Below are 19,331 nucleotides of genomic sequence, written 5' to 3' on the forward strand. Positions count from 1 at the left end.
GAGGAACCGTGTCCGGATTCGTTGAAAAGCCCGAGCCGATCGAGGTTCCGGGTCTGGTGCATCTGCACACCGGCAAGGTGCGCGAGCTGTACCAGAACGAGGCGGGCGACCTCGTGATGGTCGCCAGCGACCGCATGTCCGCGTACGACTGGGTGCTGCCCAGCGAGATCCCCGACAAGGGGCGGGTCCTCACGCAGCTGTCGCTCTGGTGGTTCGACCAGCTCGCCGACCTCGTCCCCAACCACGTGCTCTCCACCGAGCTGCCCGAGGGCGCCCCGGCCGACTGGCAGGGCCGCACCCTGATCTGCAAGTCGCTGCAGATGGTCCCGGTGGAGTGCGTGGCGCGCGGCTATCTGACCGGCTCGGGCCTCGTCGAGTACGAGCAGTCCCGCACCGTCTGCGGTCTCGCGCTGCCCGAGGGCCTCGTCGACGGTTCGGAGCTGCCCGCGCCGATCTTCACGCCCGCCACGAAGGCCGAGGTCGGCGAGCACGACGAGAACGTCTCCTACGAGGAAGTGGTCCGCCAGGTCGGCGCCGAGACCGCCGCCCAGCTCCGCCAGACCACCCTCGCCGTCTACAGCCGGGCCCGTGACATCGCCCGCGAACGCGGCATCCTGCTCGCGGACACCAAGTTCGAGTTCGGCTTCGACGGAGCGGAGCTGGTGATCGCCGACGAGGTCCTCACCCCGGACTCCTCGCGCTTCTGGCCGGCCGCCACCTGGGAGCCGGGCCGCGCGCAGCCCTCGTACGACAAGCAGTTCGTGCGGGACTGGCTGACCTCGCCGGCCTCCGGCTGGGACCGCAAGAGCGAGCAGCCGCCGCCCGCGCTGCCCGCCGAGGTCGTGGAGCAGACCCGCGCCAAGTACATCGAGGCGTACGAGAAGCTCACCGGGACCCGCTGGTGACACGGTGAACGACGAAGCCCCCGGCGCCGATGGCACCGGGGGCTTCGATCAAGAGCGGACGACCAGGTTCGAACTGGCGACCTCAACCTTGGCAAGGTTGCGCTCTACCAACTGAGCTACGTCCGCAAGGCGTGCACCGCTTCCGTCGGTGCACCTCCACTATAGCCAACCTCGCTCGCGTGCGATGCGCACTGCCGCATGACGGTTCTCGGCGGAGAGCTTCGAGACGGCCGACGAGAGGTAGTTGCGGACCGTTCCCTGCGACAGCGCGGCCCGTTCGGCGATCTCCGCGACGGGTGCTCCGTCGGCCGCGAACTCCAGCACCTCGGCCTCGCGCGCGGTCAGCGGGGAGTCCCCCGAAGCGATGGCGTCGGCTGCCAACTCCGGGTCCACGTAACGGTTTCCGGCGTGCACGGTGCGGATGATCTCGGCGAGCCGCTGGGCGCTGACGGTCTTCGGGACGAAGCCCCGCACCCCCGCTGCGAGGGCCCGTTTCAGGTGCCCGGGGCGGCCGTGGCTGGTCACGATCATGGTGCGGCAGTCGGGGAGTTCGGACCGCAGGGATGTGGCCACACTCACACCGTCGGCGCCCGGCATCTGCAGATCGAGGACCGCGACGTCCGGCCGGTGCGCCCGCGCCATCGCGAGCGCCTCCGGACCCGAGGCCGCCTCGGCGACCACGCTCAGGTCGTCCTCGAGCGCGAGCAGCGCGGCGAGCGCTCCCCGGATCAGATGCTCGTCGTCGGCGAGGAGTACGCGTACGGCCGTCACCGGGTGTCCTTTCGTGCCGTTCGTGCCGTGCCGACCGGCTCACCGGCCTCCGGCGCCTTGTTCTCCCGTACGGAGTTCCCTCGCCCGGGGTCCTTTCGTACGGGCTCCGCCTCGGTGCTGCGGGTCGGCAGCGGGACCTCGGCCGTGAGGCGGAAGTGGCCGTCGCCGGTGGGGCCCGCCTCCAGGACGCCGTCCACCCCGGAGAGCCGCTCGCGCAGGCCGACGAGCCCCGAGCCGCGCGTGCCGGACGCGGCGGGCAGCGGCTGCCGTACGCCGTCGTTCTCGACCGTCAGGACGGCGGCAGGGCCGGATCCGTCCTGGACGCGCAGGGCGATCGTGCAGCGCTCCGCGTCCCCGTGCCGCAGCACGTTCGTGGCCGCCTCCCGGACGACCCAGCCGAGCGCCGCGTGCACGGCCGGCGGCAGGGCGTCCGCCGCTTCCGCGCCGAGCACCCGGCAGTCGATCCCCGCGGCCTTCAACACGCCCTGCGCACCGGCGAGTTCGGCCCCGAGTCCGACCTCGCGGTAGCCGCGTACGACCTCGCGGACCTCGCGCTGGGACTCCTGGGCGATCCGCTGGACCTCGATCATCTGCTCCACCGCCTCGGGCCGGCCGCGCCGGGCCAGCTGGACGGCGAGCTCGCTCTTCAGGGCGACCACGGCGAGGTTGCGGCCGAGCACGTCGTGCAGATCGCGCCCGAACCGCAGCCGCTCCTCGGCGACGGCGAGGCGGGTCTCGATGTCGCGGGCCTCGCGCAGCTCGTACATCACGGCGAGGACCCAGGCCGAGCAGCGCACCGTGAGCGCCATCCAGCAGCCCGCGAAGGTCTGCCCGATCAGCGCGGACAGCGTCAGCCCGACGCTGCCGCTGAGCAGCCACACGGCCGCGCAGACCGCCAGGTTGAGCGCGAGGACCCGGCGTACGGCCGTCCGGGCGGGGACGAGCAGGGCGTACCCGCAGAGGAACGGCAGGGCGGCGCAGCCGAGGGCCGTCGTCAGCATCGGGAACTCGGTCATCCCGGTGATCCGGCCGAGCGCCAGCAGGCCGACGAGCAGGGCCGCGGTGAGCGCGGCGCCCGCCCCGACCTGGCGCCGGGGCATGTCCTCGACGCCCAGGTACTGCAGGAACCCGCCGCGGATCAGCCGGATCGACCACCAGCCCTGGGCCAGCGCCAGCAGCACGACGGCGGCGATCAGGACGGCGGGCGCCTGCTGCCGTACCGGCCGGGTCACGGACAGGGCGACCATGACGGGGACGGCCACCCAGACGAGCAGGTAGATCGTGCCGCGTGTGTAGAGGTCGACCCGTTCCAGAGCACTGCTCTGCCGCCACTTCCCGAACCGCACGACCACCGTTCCCCACTCCCCGCTCAGTGCCGCGGTTCCCAGCGGAACCACCGCTGTACAGCAAACACCGCGAGCACCACCCAGGCCACCGCCGTCGCCACCGCGCCGAGCGCCTCGTACGCGGACAGCTCCCCGGTCCAGCCGCCGCGGACGAGGCGGATCGCGGGGGAGAGCGGCAGCAGTTCCAGTACGGAGGCGACCCGGTCGGGGAAGACCTCCATGGGCACGGTCATGCCGGAACCGATCATCGACACGAACATCAGCGGCAGGCTGCTGACCTGCGCGCTCTCGGCGGTACGGCTGAACGCCGCTGTGACCGCGCCGAGCGCGACCATCAGCACGATCCCCAACAGCACGCCCAGGACGGCCAGATGGACCGCCTCGGGCGCCTCCAGGCCGATCAGGGCGGTGCAGGCGACGGCGACGACGACGCACTGCGCGAGCCCGATGAGCGCGGCGGGCAGCGCGGTGCCGGCGAGGATCTCCCGGTCGAGCAGCTCGCCGGTGCGCAGCCGCTTGAGGACGAGCTCCTCGCGGCGGGCGACGTAGATGTTGACGAGCGCCGCGTACACCGCGAACAGCATCGCGAAGCCGACCCCGGCGGTCAGCATGGCGGTGCCCATGCTCAGCCCGGCCTTCTCCAGCATGTCGCCCTTGAGGGTCTGCTGGACGCTCAGCGGCAGCAGCAGCGGTACGACGACCGCCGTGACGAGCATGCCCTTGCTGCGGCCGAGCAGCGTCAACTCGGCCCGCCCCAGGGCCGCGAGGCGTCCCGCGGCGGTCGTGGCCGGCCCGCCGGCCGTGGTCGTCGTCGTCGTGGTCGCGGCGCTCATGCCACCTTCTCCTTCGCCCGTACGTCCCGTTCGTCCTCCTGCTTGACGTCCCGCGCGATCCGAAGGAACGCCTCCTCGAGCGAGGCCGACCGCACGTCGAGCCCCCGCAGCTCGACCCCCGCGTCCCGCGCCCACAACAGCAGCTGTGTGGCGGCCTGTTGGAGCACGTCGGTACGGAGCTTCACGGTCCGCCCCTCCAGCTCGTGCGCCGAGACGCCGAGCGGGCCGAGGGGCGGCAGGTCGCCGAGGTGGTAGCCGTCGGGCAGCTGGAAGGAGATCTGCGAGGGCTGCGTGGCGGTGACCTCGGCGGGCGTCCCGCTCACCGCGAGCCGACCGGCGTGCATGATCGCGAGCCGGTCGGCGAGCGACTCGGCCTCTTCGAGGTAGTGCGTGGTGAGCAGCACGGTGGTGCCGGAGGCGCGCAGGGCCCGCACCAACTCCCAGGTCTCCGCGCGTCCTTCGGCGTCGAGCCCGGTCGTCGGCTCGTCGAGGAACAGCACTTCGGGCCGTCCGAGCAGCGCGAGCGCGAGGTCGAGCCGCCGCTTCTCCCCGCCGGACAGCTGCTTGATCCGTACGCGGGCCCGGCGCTCCAGGCCGACCAGCTCCAGGGCTTCTCCCGTGGGCCTGGATCCGCTGGTGCACCCGGCCCACATCCGCAGCGCCTCGCCGACGGTCAGCTCGGAGGGGAATCCGCCCTCCTGCAGCATCACCCCGATCCGCGGCCGGACGAGGCTCCGCTCGGCGTGCGGGTCGTGCCCGAGCACCCGCACCCTTCCCCCGGACGGCTTGGCCAGGCCTTCGAGCACTTCGACGGTGGAGGTCTTGCCCGCGCCGTTGGTGCCGAGCAGGGCGAAGAGCTCACCGCGGCCGACGGCGAAGGAGACTCCCCGTACGGCCTCGAAACCGCCCCCGTACACGCGCCGCAGATCGGTGACTTCGATCACGTGGTCATCGGTGTTCATGTGATCCAGTTTTTCGCGGGAGCCGGGGCGGCGGCAGTGCGTGCTGTCATCGGCGCGTATGACAAATGTCAGAGGGGCCGGGCCGGAATACGCCGAAGGCCCCGGTCCAGTGGACCGGGGCCTTCGATGTGGAGCGAACGACGAGGTTCGAACTCGCGACCTCAACCTTGGCAAGGTTGCGCTCTACCAACTGAGCTACGTTCGCATTGCCTCCGACCGGCTCTCACCGATCGGCGCGAGCACCAGAGTACCTGATCCACCGGAGTGGTCGGTAATCCGATGCAGAGCGGGTGACAGGAATTGCACACTGCGCCTCCCCCTTGGAAAGGGGGTGTTCTGCTACTGAACTACACCCGCGCGTCTTCCGTGGGGCCCGGCCTCTCGGCCCTGCCCCGCGGCGCGCTCCAGACTTTAGCCGACCAGCGGGGGTGTTGTGCAAGTCGGCTGCTGCGGCGACCTCGCGGGAGCTCGCCGCAGCACCCTTGTACGGGAGGTCAGTTGGCGGCCTCGAACGCCTCGTAGACCTTCTTCGGGATGCGGCCGCGGGCCGGCACGTCCATCTTGTGCGAGCGCGCCCAGGCGCGGACGGCGGCCGGGTCGGGGGTCACCGCGGTGTGCTTGAACTCCTTGCCGGGCTTGGCGGCCCTGCCGGTGCGCGACTGCTTGCGGCCCGCCTGCAGGTAGGGGGCGAGGGCCTTGCGCAGTTTCTTGGCATTGGCTTGATTGAGGTCGATCTCGTACGACTTGCCGTCGAGACCGAAGGCGACCGTTTCCGCCGCTTCTCCGCCGTCGATGTCGTCGAAGAGAGTGACCACGACACGTTGCGCCACGAATATCGGTCCCTTCATGCGGACTCGCCGCTGACATGCGGCGATGGCCGACTGTTCGGCTGTGTTACGGCTGTTCCCCGGGTGTTTTATACGGGCAGGGCGCCGACTGTCCCGGAGTATTGCCATTTCCTTTGTACAGGTCCCGGCAATGCATTGGGAAGTCCGACTGAATACGTCCGCGTGTCCGTGTGCAATGGTTCCGGCAATGCCTGCACGGAATTTTCCCTGGATTTTCCCCGGCGGGCGTCCGATGTCTCCCTAAAGTGACGGCCATCACGTAGGACTCTACGAATCTATGCGCGTAGAAATTTCCGTCGGATACGCTGAAGGAACCGTTCTCACGCACCACACACCGGGAGTGCCAGTGGCACGCGTCGTAGTCGACGTCATGCTCAAGCCCGAGATCCTCGACCCCCAGGGACAGGCGGTGCAGCGTGCACTGCCGCGCCTGGGATTCCAGGGCATCGCGGACGTACGTCAAGGAAAGCGCTTCGAGCTCGAGGTCGAGGGGCCGGTCGACGAGGCCGCCCTCGCCCGTATCCACGAGATGGCCGAGACCTTCCTCGCCAACACCGTCATCGAGGACTTCACCGTCAAGGTCGAAGAGGCCGCCGTTGCCGGGGAGTCGAAGTGACTGCTCGTATCGGAGTCGTCACTTTTCCCGGCACGCTCGACGACCGTGACACCCAGCGCGCGGTCCGTGTCGCCGGCGCGGAAGCGGTGCCGCTGTGGCACCGCGACAAGGACCTGAAGCAGGTCGACGCCGTGGTCCTTCCCGGCGGTTTCTCCTACGGCGACTATCTGCGGGCCGGGGCGATCTCCCGGTTCTCGCCGGTGATGGAGACGATCATCGAGCAGGCCAAGGGTGGAATGCCGGTTCTGGGCATCTGCAATGGCTTTCAGGTGCTGACGGAAACGCACCTGCTGCCCGGCGCGATGCTGCGGAACAACCACCTGCACTTCGTCTGCCGCGACCAGAAGCTGCGCGTCGAGACCGAGAAGACCGCCTGGACCTCCGACTACACGGCCGGCCAGGAGATCTCCGTACCGCTGAAGAACATCGACGGCCGGTACGTCGCCGACGAGCGGACCCTGGACATGCTCGAGGCCGAGGGCCGCGTCGCCTTCCGGTACTTGGACGTGAACCCGAACGGCTCGCTCCGTGACATCGCCGGCATCAGCAACGAGGCGGGCAACGTCGTCGGTCTGATGCCGCACCCCGAGCACGCCGTGGAGCCGCTGGTCGGCACCGGCCGCACCGACGGGCTCGGCTTCTTCACCTCGATCCTGAAGAACCTCCTCAAGGGGGCCAGCGCATGACGCTCGACACGGTCAAGCACGCCGCCGAGACCCCCGAGGTCGACCAGCCCTGGAAGGAACTCGGCCTCAAGCAGGACGAGTACGCGCGCATCCGCGAGATCCTCGGCCGCCGTCCCACCGGCGCCGAGCTCGCCATGTACTCGGTGATGTGGTCGGAGCACTGCTCGTACAAGTCGAGCAAGGTGCACCTCAAGCAGTTCGGCGAGAAGGCGCCCGAGAACGACGCGCTGCTCGTCGGCATCGGCGAGAACGCCGGTGTGGTCGACGTCGGCCAGGGCTACGCGGTCACCTTCAAGGTGGAGTCGCACAACCACCCGTCGTACATCGAGCCGTACCAGGGCGCCGCGACCGGCGTCGGCGGCATCGTGCGCGACATCCTCGCGATGGGCGCCCGCCCGGTCGCCGTCATGGACCCGCTGCGCTTCGGCGCCGCCGACCACCCCGACACCAAGCGCGTCCTGCCGGGCGTCGTCGCGGGCATCGGCGGCTACGGCAACTGCCTGGGCCTGCCCAACATCGGCGGCGAGGTCGTCTTCGACCCCTGCTACCAGGGCAACCCGCTGGTCAACGCGCTGTGCGTGGGCGTCATGAAGCACGAGGACATCCACCTCGCCAAGGCCTCCGGCACCGGCAACAAGGTCATCCTGTACGGCGCCCGCACCGGCGGCGACGGCATCGGCGGCGTCTCCGTGCTCGCCTCCGAGACCTTCGACTCGACGGGCCCCTCGCGCCGTCCGGCCGTCCAGGTCGGCGACCCGTTCCAGGAGAAGCTGCTCATCGAGTGCACCCTGGAGATCTTCCGCGAGGACCTCGTCGCGGGCATCCAGGACCTCGGCGGCGCCGGACTCTCCTGCGCCACCAGCGAGTTGGCATCGGCCGGCTCCGGCGGCATGCGGGTCGAGCTGGACACCGTGCCGCTGCGTGACGCGACGCTCTCGCCCGAGGAGATCCTCATGAGCGAGTCGCAGGAACGCATGTGCGCGGTCGTCGAGCCCGGCAAGGTCGACCGCTTCCTGGAGATCTGCGAGAAGTGGGACGTCATCGCCACCGTCATCGGTGAGGTGACCGAGGGCGAGCGCCTGGAGATCTTCTGGCACGGCGAGCAGATCGTCGACGTCCCGCCGCGCACGGTCGCCCACGAGGGCCCGGTCTACCACCGGCCGTACGAGCGCCCGTCCTGGCAGGACCAGCTGCAGGCCGACGACGCGAACGCCCTCGCGCGCCCGGCGAACTCGGACGAGCTGCGGGAGCAGATCCTCAAGCTGGTGGCCTCCCCGAACCAGGCCTCCAAGGCGTGGATCACCGACCAGTACGACCGTTTCGTGCAGGGCAACACGATCCTCGCCCAGCCGGAGGACTCCGGCATGGTGCGGGTCGACGAGGAGACCAACCTCGGCGTCGCCGTGTCCACGGACGGCAACGGGCGGTACGCGAAGCTCGACCCGTACGTCGGCGCGCAGCTGGCGCTCGCCGAGTCGTACCGGAACGTGGCCGCGTCCGGCGCCAAGCCGCTCGCCATCTCGAACTGCCTGAACTTCGGCTCGCCCGAGGACCCGGCGGTGATGTGGCAGTTCGCCGAGGCCACCCGCGGTCTCGCGGACGGCTGCCTGGAGCTGGGCACCCCGGTGACCGGCGGCAACGTCTCCCTCTACAACCAGACCGGGGAGACGGCGATCCACCCGACGCCCGTCGTCGCGGTGCTCGGCGTCATCGACGACGTGACCCGTCGTACGCCGATCGCCTTCGCCGAGGAGGGCCAGCTGCTCTACCTCCTGGGCGAGACCCGCGAGGAGTTCGGCGGTTCGGCCTGGTCGCAGGTGGTCCACGACCACCTGGGCGGTCTGCCGCCGCAGGTCGACCTGGAGCGGGAGAAGCTGCTCGCCGAGATCCTGATCTCCGGCTCGCGCGACGGCATGATCGACGCCGCGCACGACCTGTCCGACGGCGGTGTCGTCCAGGCGGTCGTCGAGTCCTGCCTGCGCGGCGGTCGCGGTGCGCGCCTCGTCGTGCCCGACGGCCTGGACGCGTTCACGTTCCTGCTCTCCGAGTCCGCGGGCCGCGCGATCGTCGCGGTGCCGCGCAGCGAGGAGCTCCGGTTCACGGACATGTGCGGGGCGCGCGGCCTGCCGGCCACCCGTATCGGCGTCGTCGACGGCGACGCGGTCGAGGTGCAGGGCGAGTTCAGCATCCCGCTGAGCGAGCTGCGCACGGCCCACGAGGAGACGGTGCCGGGCCTGCTGGCCTGAGGCTCCCCTCTCGTACGTACGCGACTTCGGCCCCGTCCGGTTCTTCCGGGCGGGGCCGAAGTGCGTTGTCCACAGGGTGGGTTCGGGGCCTTGTCAAGGATTACGTAATTACGTAGAGTCATGCCGTGGGACTTGAGGAGCGGATGACGGAGCTGGAGCGACGGCTCGCGGCTCTCGAGGGTGAGCACGCACGGAAGACGGCCCCGGGCAGGGTTCCGGCCGGGGGCGAGGAGCTGTGGGCGCTGGCCCGCATCCAGGAGGAGACCGCCGCCCGCCCGGACGGCAACGGCCTGGTGGTGTTCGCCGGCTCCGTCCGCCTGCCCACGCACGAGCAGTACGAGTGGGAGCAGCACCACACGACGGACGGCCTGATCGAGGAGGACTGGAACGACGCGGCGGAAGCCTTCGCCGCCCTGGGCAGCGCCGTACGCCTGCGGCTGCTGCGCGAGATCATCGGCGGCCGCAGAACCGCCGCCGAACTGACCGCACTCGAAGGGGTCGGCACGACCGGCCAGATCTACCACCACCTGCGCCAACTCAGCTCCGCAGGCTGGCTGCACACACCGGGCCGAGGGCGGTACGAGGTGCCGCCGGGCCGCGTGGTCCCGCTCCTCGCGGCCCTCGCGGCGGCTCGACGTTGAGGGGCTTCGCTGAAGAGCCTTCGCTGAGGGGCGTTTTTCGTGTCGGGTGCGGCTGACCACCGCGCCACGACTGAGTACTTCCGGGGGATACGGATGACCAGGAGCACTGCTGTCCGGCGCGCTGTCGGACTCTGGCGGACGGCTCAACTGCCCGCCTGCGGGCTGATGTTCGTGACAGGCCTGGCCGAGCTGTTGTCGGCCGACTGGGTCGACGCACTGCACCGCTCGACGTACGGCCGCTGGCTGCTGGCCGGCGCGTTCGTGCTCACCATGGCCCTGCTGGGGGAGTGGGTCTTCGCGCGGTTCGCCTCGAAGCGGCCCGCGGGGAGCGGGAGTTCGGCGGCCGACGCCGTGATCGCGCGCGAGCCGGTGCTCGTCGACCCGCCCGTGACCGGCCGCTGGCAGGCCGCGAACAGCCCCGCCGACAAGGTGCCGAGCCACGGCACGCACTGGGGCGGACAGAGCCATGCGATCGACATCAAGAGAGTCGGGGAGAGGGCCGAGGACGAGGAGAGTTCCGCGGGGCGGCGCTCAGGCGTGGGCTCGGGGCTCGGCTCGGGGCTGTGGAGGTTGCACAGACCCGAGGAGTTCCCGGCGTACGGAAGCCCGGTGTCCGCGCCCGCCGACGGCACGGTGGTCGAGGTCGTGGACACCCGGCGCGACCACCGAGCCCGTACGAGCCTGCTCGGCCTGCTCTACTTCCTGCTGGTCGAACAGCTCGTCCGTTCCTTCGCCCCGCGCAGCTTCACCTTCGGCAACCACGTGGTGCTGCGCCTGGAGGACGGGGCGGACGGCGGGGAGCTGCATGGGGAGGTGTACGCAGGCCTCTGCCATCTGCGGCGAGGCTCGATCACGGTCGAGGTCGGGGACAGGGTGCAGGCGGGCCAACTCCTCGGCGAGTGCGGCAACTCGGGCAACTCGACCGAACCGCACCTCCACTTCCAGCTGATGGACTCCCCGGGCGGCGACTCGGCGCGAGGCATCCCGTTCAGCTGGCGCGGCGTGGGCGTGCCGAGAGGCGGCGAGGAGTTCACGGTGGAGACAGCGCCGACCCGCACGGAGACGGAACCGGGGCCGCGAAGACCGGCGCCGGGGGCACGCGGCGCTGGACGGCCGAGCGCCGAGGCTGCGGTCAAGTGAACCTGCCCGATCCCGCCGACTTCGTCGTGCCCCGGACGTAGGGTTTCTGCCATGCCGCCAGCGAAGAAGCGCCCGCGTACGTACGACCCGAAGAAGACCGCCGCCGCGATCCGGGCCCAGTTCGCCGCCGTACGGGAAGCCGCGAAGGCGCTCACGCCCGAGCAGCTCGCCGGGCCGACGCATCTGCGGCCCTGGACCGTGCGGGAACTCCTGGTGCACATCGACATGGCCGTGTCCGCCGTGGTCCGGCACATCGACGAGCCCGAGCCGCCCAAGCCCGAACTGGGGCTCCTGGACTGGCCGTCGGCGACGTTCCCGTTCGCCGGGGCGCTGGCCGAGGTGGTCCCCGAGCTCGCTTCGCGCGCCCCGGACGAGCTGGACGAGCTGTTCGCCCGCACGACGGCGGACCTCGACGACCGCCTCGCCAAATCCGACCCGCACCGGACGCTGGCCACCCGGCTCGGGGCGATGGACCTCAACGACTTCCTGGTCACCCGCACCGTCGAACTCGTCGTCCACACCGACGACCTGAACCGCGCGGCCGGCATCGACGTCCCGTTCGATCGCCAGGCCCTGGCCGCGTGTACCCGCTTCCTCGCGGACGCGCTCGCGGCGAAGGCCCCCGGCGGTGCGACGGAGGTGCGGATCCCGCCGTACGCGGTGGTCCAGTGCGTCGAGGGCCCGCGCCACACCCGCGGCACCCCGCCCAACGTGGTGGAGACGGACCCGCTGACCTGGGTCCGGCTGGCCACGGGGCGTACGGACTGGGCGACGGCGCTCGACGAGGCGAAGGTCACCGCGAGCGGCGAGCGGGCCGACCTGTCGACGCTCCTCCCGGTCATGAGCTGACGGCCCAGCGCCCGGACGGGCGAGCGGGGCGCCGGTCATGAGGTGTAGGCCGGTGCTCCGGGGAGCGGGGCGGGGTGACCGGAAAAAGAACGGAACCGAGCCTCCGCCTCCTCCGTCACACCGGCATGCACACGCAGCGAAAGACCCTCAGCACCGTCGGAGCCGTCAGTGCCGCAGCGGCCTTGGGGCTGCTCACGGCCTGCGGGGCCGACAAGTCCGACGCCGGATCCGCCCCGGCCGAACCCAGCGTGCCCGTCACCGGCACGCACTGGACCGTGGACAGCGTCACGGCAGGCGGCAAGAAGACCGACGCCCCGGGCACCAAGGCCCACGTCTCCTTCGACGACAAGGGCCGGGCCTCGGGCAACTTCGGCTGCAACGGCTTCGGCGGGGTCGCCAAGGTCAAGGGCGACACCATCACCGTCGACAAGATCGCCAAGACCGAGATGTCCTGCGGCGACCAGATCGACAAGCTGGAGACCACCCTGACCGAGGCGCTCAAGGGCAAGCTCAAGGCCACCGTGAAGGGGGACAAGCTCACCCTCACCACGGCCAAGGGCGACTCGATCACCCTCACCTCCGAACCGCCCGCCGAGCTGGCCGGCACCAAGTGGCTGCTGACCGCGACCGTCGAGAAGGAAGTCGCGACCTCGCTGCCCGAGGCCAAGGGCCAGGCCGAGAAGGCCCACCTGGTCTTCGACGAGAAGGCCGGCACCGTCCACGGCAACCTCGGCTGCAACCAGGTCAACGCCAAGGCCAAGGTCACCGACGGCAAGATCGAGCTCGGTTCCCCGCGCCTGACCCGCAAGGTGTGCGACGGCGAGGTCATGAAGGCCGAGCAGAACCTGGCGAAGCTCTTCGGCTCGACGGTGACGTACGAGATCGAGCACCGCACCCTGCACCTCACCGGCAAGGACGGCCTCGGCCTCGACGCGGAAGCGGCACCCGCGAAGAAGCAGTAACAGCAGCCGACGGGAAGTGAGGCGGGGACGCCCGCCTCACCCCAGCCCCGGCACCCGCCTCACCCCAGCCCCCACGCTCCCGCCCGCACCTCACCCCGGATACGGCAACAACTCCCCCTCCGTCCGTTCCCAAGCCCCCCGCAAACGCGCCAGCAACTCCGGCTCGGCGTCCGCCCGGTCGGCCTGTTCGCGCAGGTCGGAGGCGAGGTGGAAGAGCTGGTCCGGGCCGGACTTCCCCCGGTAGTACTTCCACGGCCCACGCCGCAGCGCCCGCTCCCCGCGCACCCGCCAGAACAGATCCCGCTCCCCGACCTCCTCGCCGCGCAGCAGATACCCGGCAAGGCTCGTCCCGTCCAACGGGTACGCGGGATGCGGCCGCGCCCCGCCCAGTTCGAGCAGCGTCGCCGTCCAGTCCGGCGTGAACACCGGCACGTCGCTGACCTGCCCGCCCGCGATCCGCTCCGGCCACCGCAACAGCGCCGGCACCCGTATCCCGCCTTCGAGCAGCGAGGCCTTGTTCCCGCTCAACGGCCAGTTGTACGAGAACCGCTCGCCGCCGTTGTCGCTCGCGAAGAACACCAGCGTGTCCCGCTCCTGACCGGACTCGGCGAGTGCGTCGAGCACCCGCCCCACCGACCGGTCCAGGTCCTCGACCATCTCCTTGTACTTGGCGAGTGAACCCCCGTCCGCATGCCACAGCGCCCGCCCGTCCCCGGCCTTGATCCGCCGGACGATCTCGGCGCTCTGCTCCTCGTCGCCGTCCGCGATCCACGGCCAGTGCGGGGTGGTGAAGTTCAGGTTCAGCAGCCACGGCCGGTCATGCGGCCGGCGCACATAGTCCCGGGCCCGCTCGGTGAGGATCCGCGTGTAGTACCGCAGGTCCTTGTACTCCGCGTCGCCCTCCCGCACCCGCCCCTCGTACAGGTCGTACTCCCCGCCGAGCCCCAGCTTCGAGTAGTACTCCAGGGCCCCGCCGAAGTTCCCGAAGAACTCGTCCCAGCCGGACCTGGTCGGCGAGTAGTCCGGCAGATATCCGCAGTGCCACTTGCCGATCAGCGCCGTCGCGTACCCGGCGTCCCGCAGCAGCGAGGCCAGCGTCGGATGCGTCGGCTCAAGGCCCACCGACCGGTCCGCGATCGGCTCCGCGAGCCCGCCTTTCGTACGCCCCGGGAACCGCCCGGTGTAGAGGCTGAACCGGGTCGGCGAGCAGGTCGCGGACCCTGCGTACGCATCGGTGAACCGCACGCCCTGGCGGCCGAGCCGGTCCAGGTGCGGGGTCCTGATGTGCGGCGAGCCGTAGGAGGAGAGGTCGGCCCAGCCCAGGTCGTCGCCCAGGACGAACAGGATGTTCGGCCGCTTCCCCCGCCACCCGGTCTCGGCCCGGAACGGCCGCTCGGCCGGCTCGTCCGCCCGCGCCTCACCCACCGGAAGCCCGACGGCAGCGGCGGCCGCCCCGGCCCCCACCACCCCACCGAAGGCACGCCGGGACAGCTGACGATCGTCGTACGAAGACACAACGCACTCCTGAGCACGGCTGCGGCGCGACAGGGCGCAGGGCAGCCGGAAGTAAGAAAAGGGGAATCCGGAAGAGAAACCGGAACAGGAACCGGAAGAGAAACCCGAGAAGGAAGAGGGGGAACTGCTCAGCAGGCGCAGCGACAGATGGCGCTCGCGACACGGACCAGGTCGACGTGGCGGCGCTCCACAAGGGTGACCACGAGGTCACTGAGGGGCTGCATGGTCAGGGAGCCTGACGCAACCCGTGCACCCCTGTCAACGGCGCGATCAGGCCTTTCCGATTGCGAGCCGTATCACCTACGCGCGTTGACCGGCATCCCCAATTCGGACCAGTGGTCGATCTCGCCTACACTCGGTGGCGTGCCTCGTGGTGATGGACGACTCAACCACGACCTGCTCCCCGGCGAGAAGGGCCCCCAGGACGCTTGCGGCGTCTTCGGTGTCTGGGCTCCGGGCGAAGAGGTCGCCAAGCTCACCTATTTCGGACTGTATGCCCTGCAGCACCGTGGACAGGAGTCCGCGGGCATCGCAGTGAGCAACGGGTCCCAGATCCTGGTCTTCAAGGACATGGGTCTGGTCTCGCAGGTCTTCGACGAAACCTCCCTCGGTTCCCTCCGGGGTCATATCGCGGTCGGTCATGCCCGCTACTCCACCACCGGAGCCTCGGTGTGGGAGAACGCGCAGCCGACGTTCCGTGCGACCGCGCACGGCTCGATCGCGCTCGGCCACAACGGCAACCTGGTCAACACGGCCCAGCTCGCCGAGATGGTCGCCGACCTCCCCAAGGAGAACGGCCGCGCGACCCAGGTCGCCGCGACCAACGACACCGACCTGGTCACCGCCCTGCTCGCGGGCCAGACGGACGCCGACGGGAAGCCGCTGACCGTCGAGGAGGCCGCCGCCGAGGTGCTTCCGAGCGTCAAGGGCGCGTTCTCCCTCGTCTTCATGGACGAGCAGACGCTGTACGCGGCCCGCGACCCGCAGGGCATCCGCCCGCTGGTCCTCGGCCGCCTGGAGCGCGGCTGGGTCGTGGCGTCGGAGTCCGCGGCCCTGGACATCTGCGGCGCCGCATACGTCCGCGAGGTCGAGCCCGGCGAGATGATCGCCATCGACGAGAACGGACTGCGAAGCTCCCGATTCGCCGAAGCAAAGCCCAAGGGCTGTGTCTTCGAGTACGTCTACCTGGCCCGCCCCGACACCGACATCGCCGGGCGGAACGTCTACCTCTCCCGCGTGGAGATGGGTCGCAGGCTCGCCAAGGAAGCCCCCGTCGACGCCGACCTGGTGATAGCCACGCCGGAGTCCGGCACCCCGGCCGCCGTCGGGTACGCGGAAGCCAGCGGCATCCCGTACGGCGTCGGCCTGGTCAAGAACGCCTACGTCGGCCGGACCTTCATCCAGCCCTCGCAGACGATCCGCCAGCTGGGCATCCGGCTGAAGCTGAACCCGCTCAAGGAAGTCATCAAGGGCAAGCGCCTGATCGTCGTCGACGACTCGATCGTCCGCGGCAACACCCAGCGCGCCCTGGTCCGGATGCTCCGCGAGGCCGGCGCCGCCGAGGTGCACGTGCGCATCTCGTCGCCGCCCGTGAAGTGGCCCTGCTTCTTCGGCATCGACTTCGCGACCCGCGCCGAGCTGATCGCCAACGGCATGTCGGTCGAGGAGATCGGCACGTCGCTCGGCGCCGACTCCCTCGCGTACATCTCCATCGACGGGATGATCGACGCGACCACCATCGCGAAGCCGAACCTCTGCCGTGCCTGCTTCGACGGCGAGTACCCGATGGAGCTCCCCGACCCCGAGCTGCTCGGCAAGCAGCTCCTGGAGACGGAGCTCGCCGCGGGCGCCGCCGCCACGGCCGCGACCGACGCGATCCGGCGCCCGTAACACCCGCAACTCGCAGTAACGACACGAAGGTTCTCTCCGCCATGTCCGAGACCACTGGTGCCAGCTACGCAGCCGCGGGCGTCGACATCGAAGCGGGCGACCGCGCCGTCGAGCTGATGAAGGAGTGGGTGAAGAAGACCCAGCGCCCCGAGACCACCGGCCTCGGCGGTCTCGGCGGCTTCGCCGGCCTCTTCGACGCCTCCGCCCTGAAGCGGTACGAGCGCCCCCTCCTCGCCTCCGCCACCGACGGCGTCGGCACGAAGGTCGACCTCGCCCGCAAGCTCGGCGTGTACGACACCATCGGCCACGATCTCGTCGGCATGGTCGTCGACGACCTGGTCGTCTGCGGTGCCGAGCCGCTGTTCATGACCGACTACATCTGCGTCGGCAAGGTCCACCCCGAGCGCGTCGCCGCCATCGTCAAGGGCATCGCCGAGGGCTGCGTCCTCGCCGGCTGCGCCCTCGTCGGCGGCGAGACCGCGGAGCACCCGGGCCTGCTCGGCGCGGACGACTTCGACGTCGCGGGCGCCGGCACCGGCGTCGTCGAGGCCGACCAGGTCCTCGGCGCCGACCGCATCCGCAAGGGCGACGTCGTCCTCGCCATGGCCTCCTCGGGCCTGCACTCCAACGGCTACTCGCTCGTCCGGCACGTGCTGTTCGACCGCGCCAAGATGTCCCTCGACGAGCAGGTCGCCGAGTTCGGCCGCACCCTCGGCGAGGAGCTCCTGGAGCCCACGCGGATCTACTCCCTGGACTGCCTGGCGCTGACCCGTACGACCGAGGTGCACGCGTTCAGCCACGTCACCGGCGGCGGCCTCGCCAACAACCTGGCCCGCGTCGTCCCGGACGACCTGCACGCCACGGTCGACCGCTCCACCTGGACCCCCGGCCCGGTCTTCGACCTCGTCGGCAAGGCCGGCCAGGTCGAGCGCCTGGAGCTGGAGAAGACGCTGAACATGGGCGTCGGCATGATCGCCGTGGTCCCCGAGACCTCCGTCGACGTCGCCCTCGCCACCCTCGCCGACCGCGGCGTGGACGCCTGGGTGGCCGGCGAGATCACCGAGCGCGGCGACCACGCGACGGGCGCGGCGCTCACCGGGGACTACGCCTGAGGCCGACTCGACGGGCAGACCGAGAGAGCGGGGTTCCGGAACGGAGCCCCGCTTACCGGTTGCACGCCCCGCATGCCGCACCGTGAGTGCGAGAAGGCAGCACGAAACCCGGTCCGGTGAACCCGGGACCGGGTGAAGTGCGAAGGTGCGGCGTGCTGGTTACGCGCCGCGGCGTTGCTGCGACGAAGGACCGGACTCGTCGTCCTCGTCCTCATCGTCGTCGTTGTAGAGATCCGCGTACTGGGCGTACGGGTCGTCTTCGTCCTCGTCGTCCTCGAACGGCTCGCCGTTCGGCGGCTGACTCGAAGTCGAAGCGCCCAGCTCGCTGGCCAGACGCGACAGGTCAGTCCCGCCGCTGTTGTACTTCAGCTGGCGGGCGACCTTTGTCTGCTTGGCCTTGGCCCGGCCGCGCCCCATGGCTCGACCCCCTCGGTGACGGGGCTCGACGGCCCCAGAGTCTTGACACGCGTTCATGATTCAGAACGGGCTCTCCTCGGAGAGACCGGTCCGTAGGGCTTCAACGGTACCTGCTTCGGCGGCCATACGGTACGCCGCCCACAGGACGCGCCTTGCCCGAAGACCCTGGAGGAGCTTCGTCCTCGCTGGTCACAGGCGATTTTAACCTCTTCTGGGCAAGCGACCCGCCGACGGGGGTGAGGCTTGTCTCGTCATGTCCACGTGATGAGACACCCCCCGCCTGCGGGTCACTCCGAGTGATCGCCTCAGTGGGCCCGGCGGGCCTCGGCCATCCGCTGCTCGGCGATCCGGTCGGCCGCCGCGGCGGGCGGGATCCCGTCGGACTTCGCACGTGCGAATATCGCGAGCGTGGTGTCGAAGATCTTGGACGCCTTCGCCTTGCAGCGGTCGAAGTCGAAGCCGTGCAGCTCGTCGGCCACCTGGATCACGCCGCCGGCGTTCACCACGTAGTCCGGGGCGTAGAGGATGCCGCGGTCGGCGAGGTCCTTCTCGACGCCCGGGTGCTCCAGCTGGTTGTTGGCCGCGCCGCAGACCACCTTGGCGGTGAGCACCGGGACCGACTCGTCGTTCAGGGCGCCGCCGAGCGCGCACGGCGCGTACACGTCGAGGCCCTCGACGCGGATCAGGGCGTCCGTGTCGGCGACGGCGGTCACCTTGCCCGGGTGCCTGTCGAGGATGCGGCGGACCGACTCCTCGCGCACATCGGTGATGACGACCTCGGCGCCGTCCTCGACGAGGTGCTCGACCAGGTGGTGGCCGACCTTGCCGACGCCCGCGACGCCGACCTTGCGGCCGCGCAGCGTCGCGTCGCCCCACAGGTGCTGAGCGGAGGCGCGCATGCCCTGGAAGACGCCGTACGCGGTGAGTACGGAGGAGTCGCCGGCGCCGCCGTTCTCGGGGGAGCGCCCGGTGGTCCAGGCGCACTCGCGGGCCACGACGTCCATGTCCGCGACGTACGTGCCGACGTCGCAGGCCGTGACGTAGCGCCCGCCGAGCGAGGCCACGAACCGGCCGTAGGCGAGCAGGAGTTCCTCGCTCTTGATCTTCTCCGGGTCGCCGATGATGACGGCCTTGCCGCCGCCGTGCTCGAGCCCGGCCATGGCGTTCTTGTACGACATGCCCCGCGCGAGGTTGAGGGCGTCGGCGACGGCCTCCGCCTCGGTCGCGTACGGGTAGAAACGGGTGCCGCCGAGGGCGGGGCCCAGTGCGGTGGAGTGGATCGCGATCACGGCCTTGAGGCCGCTGGCGCGGTCCTGACAGAGCACGACCTGCTCATGGCCCCCCTGGTCCGAGTGGAACAGGGTGTGCAGTACGTCGGCAGGTGCGCCGGTCACTTCGGTCACGGTGGTGACTCCCGGGTGGGTAGCGGCGGATGGAACCAGCTCTGGACCTCTGCCCGCTTGTGGCAGGCGGAGGGTGGGACGAGCTGTGGTGGGCGGCTGTGGGCCGCGTGAGCAAGAGAGTACGACCTGTCGGTCCCTCCCGTGCGGCAGTGTCCTGGATCACTCCATGGTGCGCCCGCTCATGGGACG

The 19,331-nt window shown here is 70.5% G+C and carries 19 protein-coding genes and 3 tRNA genes; 10 read left to right on the top strand and 12 right to left on the bottom strand.

Annotation, left to right across the window (positions count from 1 at the left end; genetic code table 11):
- The first annotated feature begins 8 nt into the window (after positions 1–8).
- Positions 9–905: a phosphoribosylaminoimidazolesuccinocarboxamide synthase gene (locus tag ACIDOF_RS13365; RefSeq protein ID WP_409006040.1), complete on the top strand. Its 897-nt coding sequence runs from the start codon at positions 9–11 to the stop codon at positions 903–905.
- A gap of 53 nt (positions 906–958) precedes the next feature.
- On the opposite strand, the gene ACIDOF_RS13370 is transcribed toward ACIDOF_RS13365, so the two are convergent.
- The 8 genes from ACIDOF_RS13370 to ACIDOF_RS13405 form a co-directional block, all read right to left on the bottom strand.
- Positions 959–1,031: transfer RNA gene (locus tag ACIDOF_RS13370), tRNA-Gly, on the bottom strand.
- A gap of 33 nt (positions 1,032–1,064) precedes the next feature.
- Positions 1,065–1,676, bottom strand: coding sequence for a DNA-binding response regulator (locus tag ACIDOF_RS13375; protein ID WP_409006041.1), 612 nt, complete (start codon positions 1,674–1,676; stop codon positions 1,065–1,067).
- Positions 1,673–3,022, bottom strand: coding sequence for a sensor histidine kinase (locus ACIDOF_RS13380; protein ID WP_409006042.1), 1,350 nt, complete (start codon positions 3,020–3,022; stop codon positions 1,673–1,675). Before ACIDOF_RS13380 ends, ACIDOF_RS13375 begins: the two co-directional genes overlap by 4 nt.
- Positions 3,023–3,045: 23 nt before the next feature.
- On the bottom strand, positions 3,046–3,855 hold the full coding sequence (locus ACIDOF_RS13385; RefSeq protein WP_409006043.1) for an ABC transporter permease: 810 nt from the start codon (positions 3,853–3,855) through the stop codon (positions 3,046–3,048).
- Complete coding sequence (locus tag ACIDOF_RS13390; RefSeq protein WP_409006044.1) at positions 3,852–4,817, bottom strand: ATP-binding cassette domain-containing protein; 966 nt, start codon at positions 4,815–4,817, stop codon at positions 3,852–3,854. The genes ACIDOF_RS13385 and ACIDOF_RS13390 overlap by 4 nt, the downstream gene beginning before the upstream one ends.
- Before the next feature lie 129 nt (positions 4,818–4,946).
- A tRNA-Gly gene (locus ACIDOF_RS13395) sits at positions 4,947–5,022 on the bottom strand.
- A gap of 80 nt (positions 5,023–5,102) precedes the next feature.
- Positions 5,103–5,174: transfer RNA gene (locus ACIDOF_RS13400), tRNA-Gly, on the bottom strand.
- Between the two features lie 137 nt (positions 5,175–5,311).
- Complete coding sequence (locus tag ACIDOF_RS13405) at positions 5,312–5,647, bottom strand: Lsr2 family protein (RefSeq protein ID WP_409006045.1); 336 nt, start codon at positions 5,645–5,647, stop codon at positions 5,312–5,314.
- Between the two features lie 364 nt (positions 5,648–6,011).
- On the opposite strand from ACIDOF_RS13405, the gene purS reads away from it, so the two are divergent.
- The 7 genes from purS (at position 6,012) to ACIDOF_RS13440 (ending at position 12,805) form a co-directional block, all read left to right on the top strand.
- Positions 6,012–6,281: a phosphoribosylformylglycinamidine synthase subunit PurS gene (purS, locus tag ACIDOF_RS13410; RefSeq protein WP_409006046.1), complete on the top strand. Its 270-nt coding sequence runs from the start codon at positions 6,012–6,014 to the stop codon at positions 6,279–6,281.
- Positions 6,278–6,967 carry a phosphoribosylformylglycinamidine synthase subunit PurQ gene (purQ, locus tag ACIDOF_RS13415; protein WP_409006047.1) on the top strand — a complete coding sequence of 230 codons (690 nt, stop codon included), beginning with the start codon at positions 6,278–6,280 and terminating at the stop codon, positions 6,965–6,967. Before purS ends, purQ begins: the two co-directional genes overlap by 4 nt.
- Positions 6,964–9,213, top strand: a complete 2,250-nt coding sequence (purL, locus tag ACIDOF_RS13420) for a phosphoribosylformylglycinamidine synthase subunit PurL (protein WP_409006048.1) — start codon at positions 6,964–6,966, stop codon at positions 9,211–9,213. The genes purQ and purL overlap by 4 nt, the downstream gene beginning before the upstream one ends.
- A gap of 143 nt (positions 9,214–9,356) precedes the next feature.
- Positions 9,357–9,854 (top strand): ArsR/SmtB family transcription factor, encoded by a 498-nt coding sequence (locus ACIDOF_RS13425; RefSeq protein WP_409006099.1) that lies wholly within the window; start codon positions 9,357–9,359, stop codon positions 9,852–9,854.
- A gap of 93 nt (positions 9,855–9,947) precedes the next feature.
- Entirely contained in the window at positions 9,948–10,994 is a 1,047-nt protein-coding gene (locus tag ACIDOF_RS13430) for a M23 family metallopeptidase (protein WP_409006049.1), read from the top strand.
- A gap of 51 nt (positions 10,995–11,045) precedes the next feature.
- Positions 11,046–11,843, top strand: a complete 798-nt coding sequence (locus ACIDOF_RS13435; protein ID WP_409006050.1) for a sterol carrier family protein — start codon at positions 11,046–11,048, stop codon at positions 11,841–11,843.
- Between the two features lie 125 nt (positions 11,844–11,968).
- Complete coding sequence (locus tag ACIDOF_RS13440; protein ID WP_409006051.1) at positions 11,969–12,805, top strand: META domain-containing protein; 837 nt, start codon at positions 11,969–11,971, stop codon at positions 12,803–12,805.
- Between the two features lie 90 nt (positions 12,806–12,895).
- Here ACIDOF_RS13440 and ACIDOF_RS13445 read toward each other — a convergent pair whose 3' ends face one another.
- Positions 12,896–14,320, bottom strand: a complete 1,425-nt coding sequence (locus tag ACIDOF_RS13445; RefSeq protein ID WP_409006052.1) for a sulfatase — start codon at positions 14,318–14,320, stop codon at positions 12,896–12,898.
- A gap of 128 nt (positions 14,321–14,448) precedes the next feature.
- Positions 14,449–14,544, bottom strand: coding sequence for a putative leader peptide (locus tag ACIDOF_RS13450; RefSeq protein ID WP_409006053.1), 96 nt, complete (start codon positions 14,542–14,544; stop codon positions 14,449–14,451).
- Positions 14,545–14,683: 139 nt separating this feature from the next.
- Between ACIDOF_RS13450 and purF the strand changes: the two genes are divergently transcribed.
- The gene (gene purF / locus ACIDOF_RS13455; protein WP_409006054.1) at positions 14,684–16,210 is read left to right on the top strand and encodes an amidophosphoribosyltransferase; all 1,527 of its coding nucleotides are present in this window, start codon (positions 14,684–14,686) and stop codon (positions 16,208–16,210) included.
- 41 nt (positions 16,211–16,251) lie between these two features.
- Positions 16,252–17,322 (top strand): phosphoribosylformylglycinamidine cyclo-ligase, encoded by a 1,071-nt coding sequence (gene purM / locus ACIDOF_RS13460; RefSeq protein WP_409006055.1) that lies wholly within the window; start codon positions 16,252–16,254, stop codon positions 17,320–17,322.
- 159 nt (positions 17,323–17,481) lie between these two features.
- Here the strand turns inward: purM and ACIDOF_RS13465 are convergent, their stop codons facing one another.
- Both ACIDOF_RS13465 and ACIDOF_RS13470 read right to left on the bottom strand, forming a co-directional pair.
- Complete coding sequence (locus tag ACIDOF_RS13465) at positions 17,482–17,739, bottom strand: DUF3073 domain-containing protein (protein ID WP_409006056.1); 258 nt, start codon at positions 17,737–17,739, stop codon at positions 17,482–17,484.
- 305 nt (positions 17,740–18,044) lie between these two features.
- Entirely contained in the window at positions 18,045–19,142 is a 1,098-nt protein-coding gene (locus ACIDOF_RS13470) for a Leu/Phe/Val dehydrogenase (RefSeq protein WP_409006057.1), read from the bottom strand.
- Positions 19,143–19,331: the final 189 nt, after the last annotated feature.

This window comes from Streptomyces sp. Da 82-17 (assembly GCF_046098215.1).
In the GTDB taxonomy this organism is placed as follows: Bacteria; Actinomycetota; Actinomycetes; order Streptomycetales; family Streptomycetaceae; genus Streptomyces.

Coding starts and splice junctions, on each gene's coding strand:
- ACIDOF_RS13465 (WP_409006056.1), bottom strand. CDS start 17,739: ATGGGGCGCGGCCGGGCCAAGGCCAAGCAGACAAAGGTCGCCCGCCAG.
- ACIDOF_RS13385 (WP_409006043.1), bottom strand. CDS start 3,855: ATGAGCGCCGCGACCACGACGACGACGACCACGGCCGGCGGGCCGGCC.
- ACIDOF_RS13440 (WP_409006051.1), top strand. CDS start 11,969: ATGCACACGCAGCGAAAGACCCTCAGCACCGTCGGAGCCGTCAGTGCC.
- ACIDOF_RS13425 (WP_409006099.1), top strand. CDS start 9,357: ATGACGGAGCTGGAGCGACGGCTCGCGGCTCTCGAGGGTGAGCACGCA.
- ACIDOF_RS13430 (WP_409006049.1), top strand. CDS start 9,948: ATGACCAGGAGCACTGCTGTCCGGCGCGCTGTCGGACTCTGGCGGACG.
- ACIDOF_RS13435 (WP_409006050.1), top strand. CDS start 11,046: ATGCCGCCAGCGAAGAAGCGCCCGCGTACGTACGACCCGAAGAAGACC.
- ACIDOF_RS13390 (WP_409006044.1), bottom strand. CDS start 4,817: ATGAACACCGATGACCACGTGATCGAAGTCACCGATCTGCGGCGCGTG.
- purM (WP_409006055.1), top strand. CDS start 16,252: ATGTCCGAGACCACTGGTGCCAGCTACGCAGCCGCGGGCGTCGACATC.
- ACIDOF_RS13450 (WP_409006053.1), bottom strand. CDS start 14,544: ATGCAGCCCCTCAGTGACCTCGTGGTCACCCTTGTGGAGCGCCGCCAC.
- purL (WP_409006048.1), top strand. CDS start 6,964: ATGACGCTCGACACGGTCAAGCACGCCGCCGAGACCCCCGAGGTCGAC.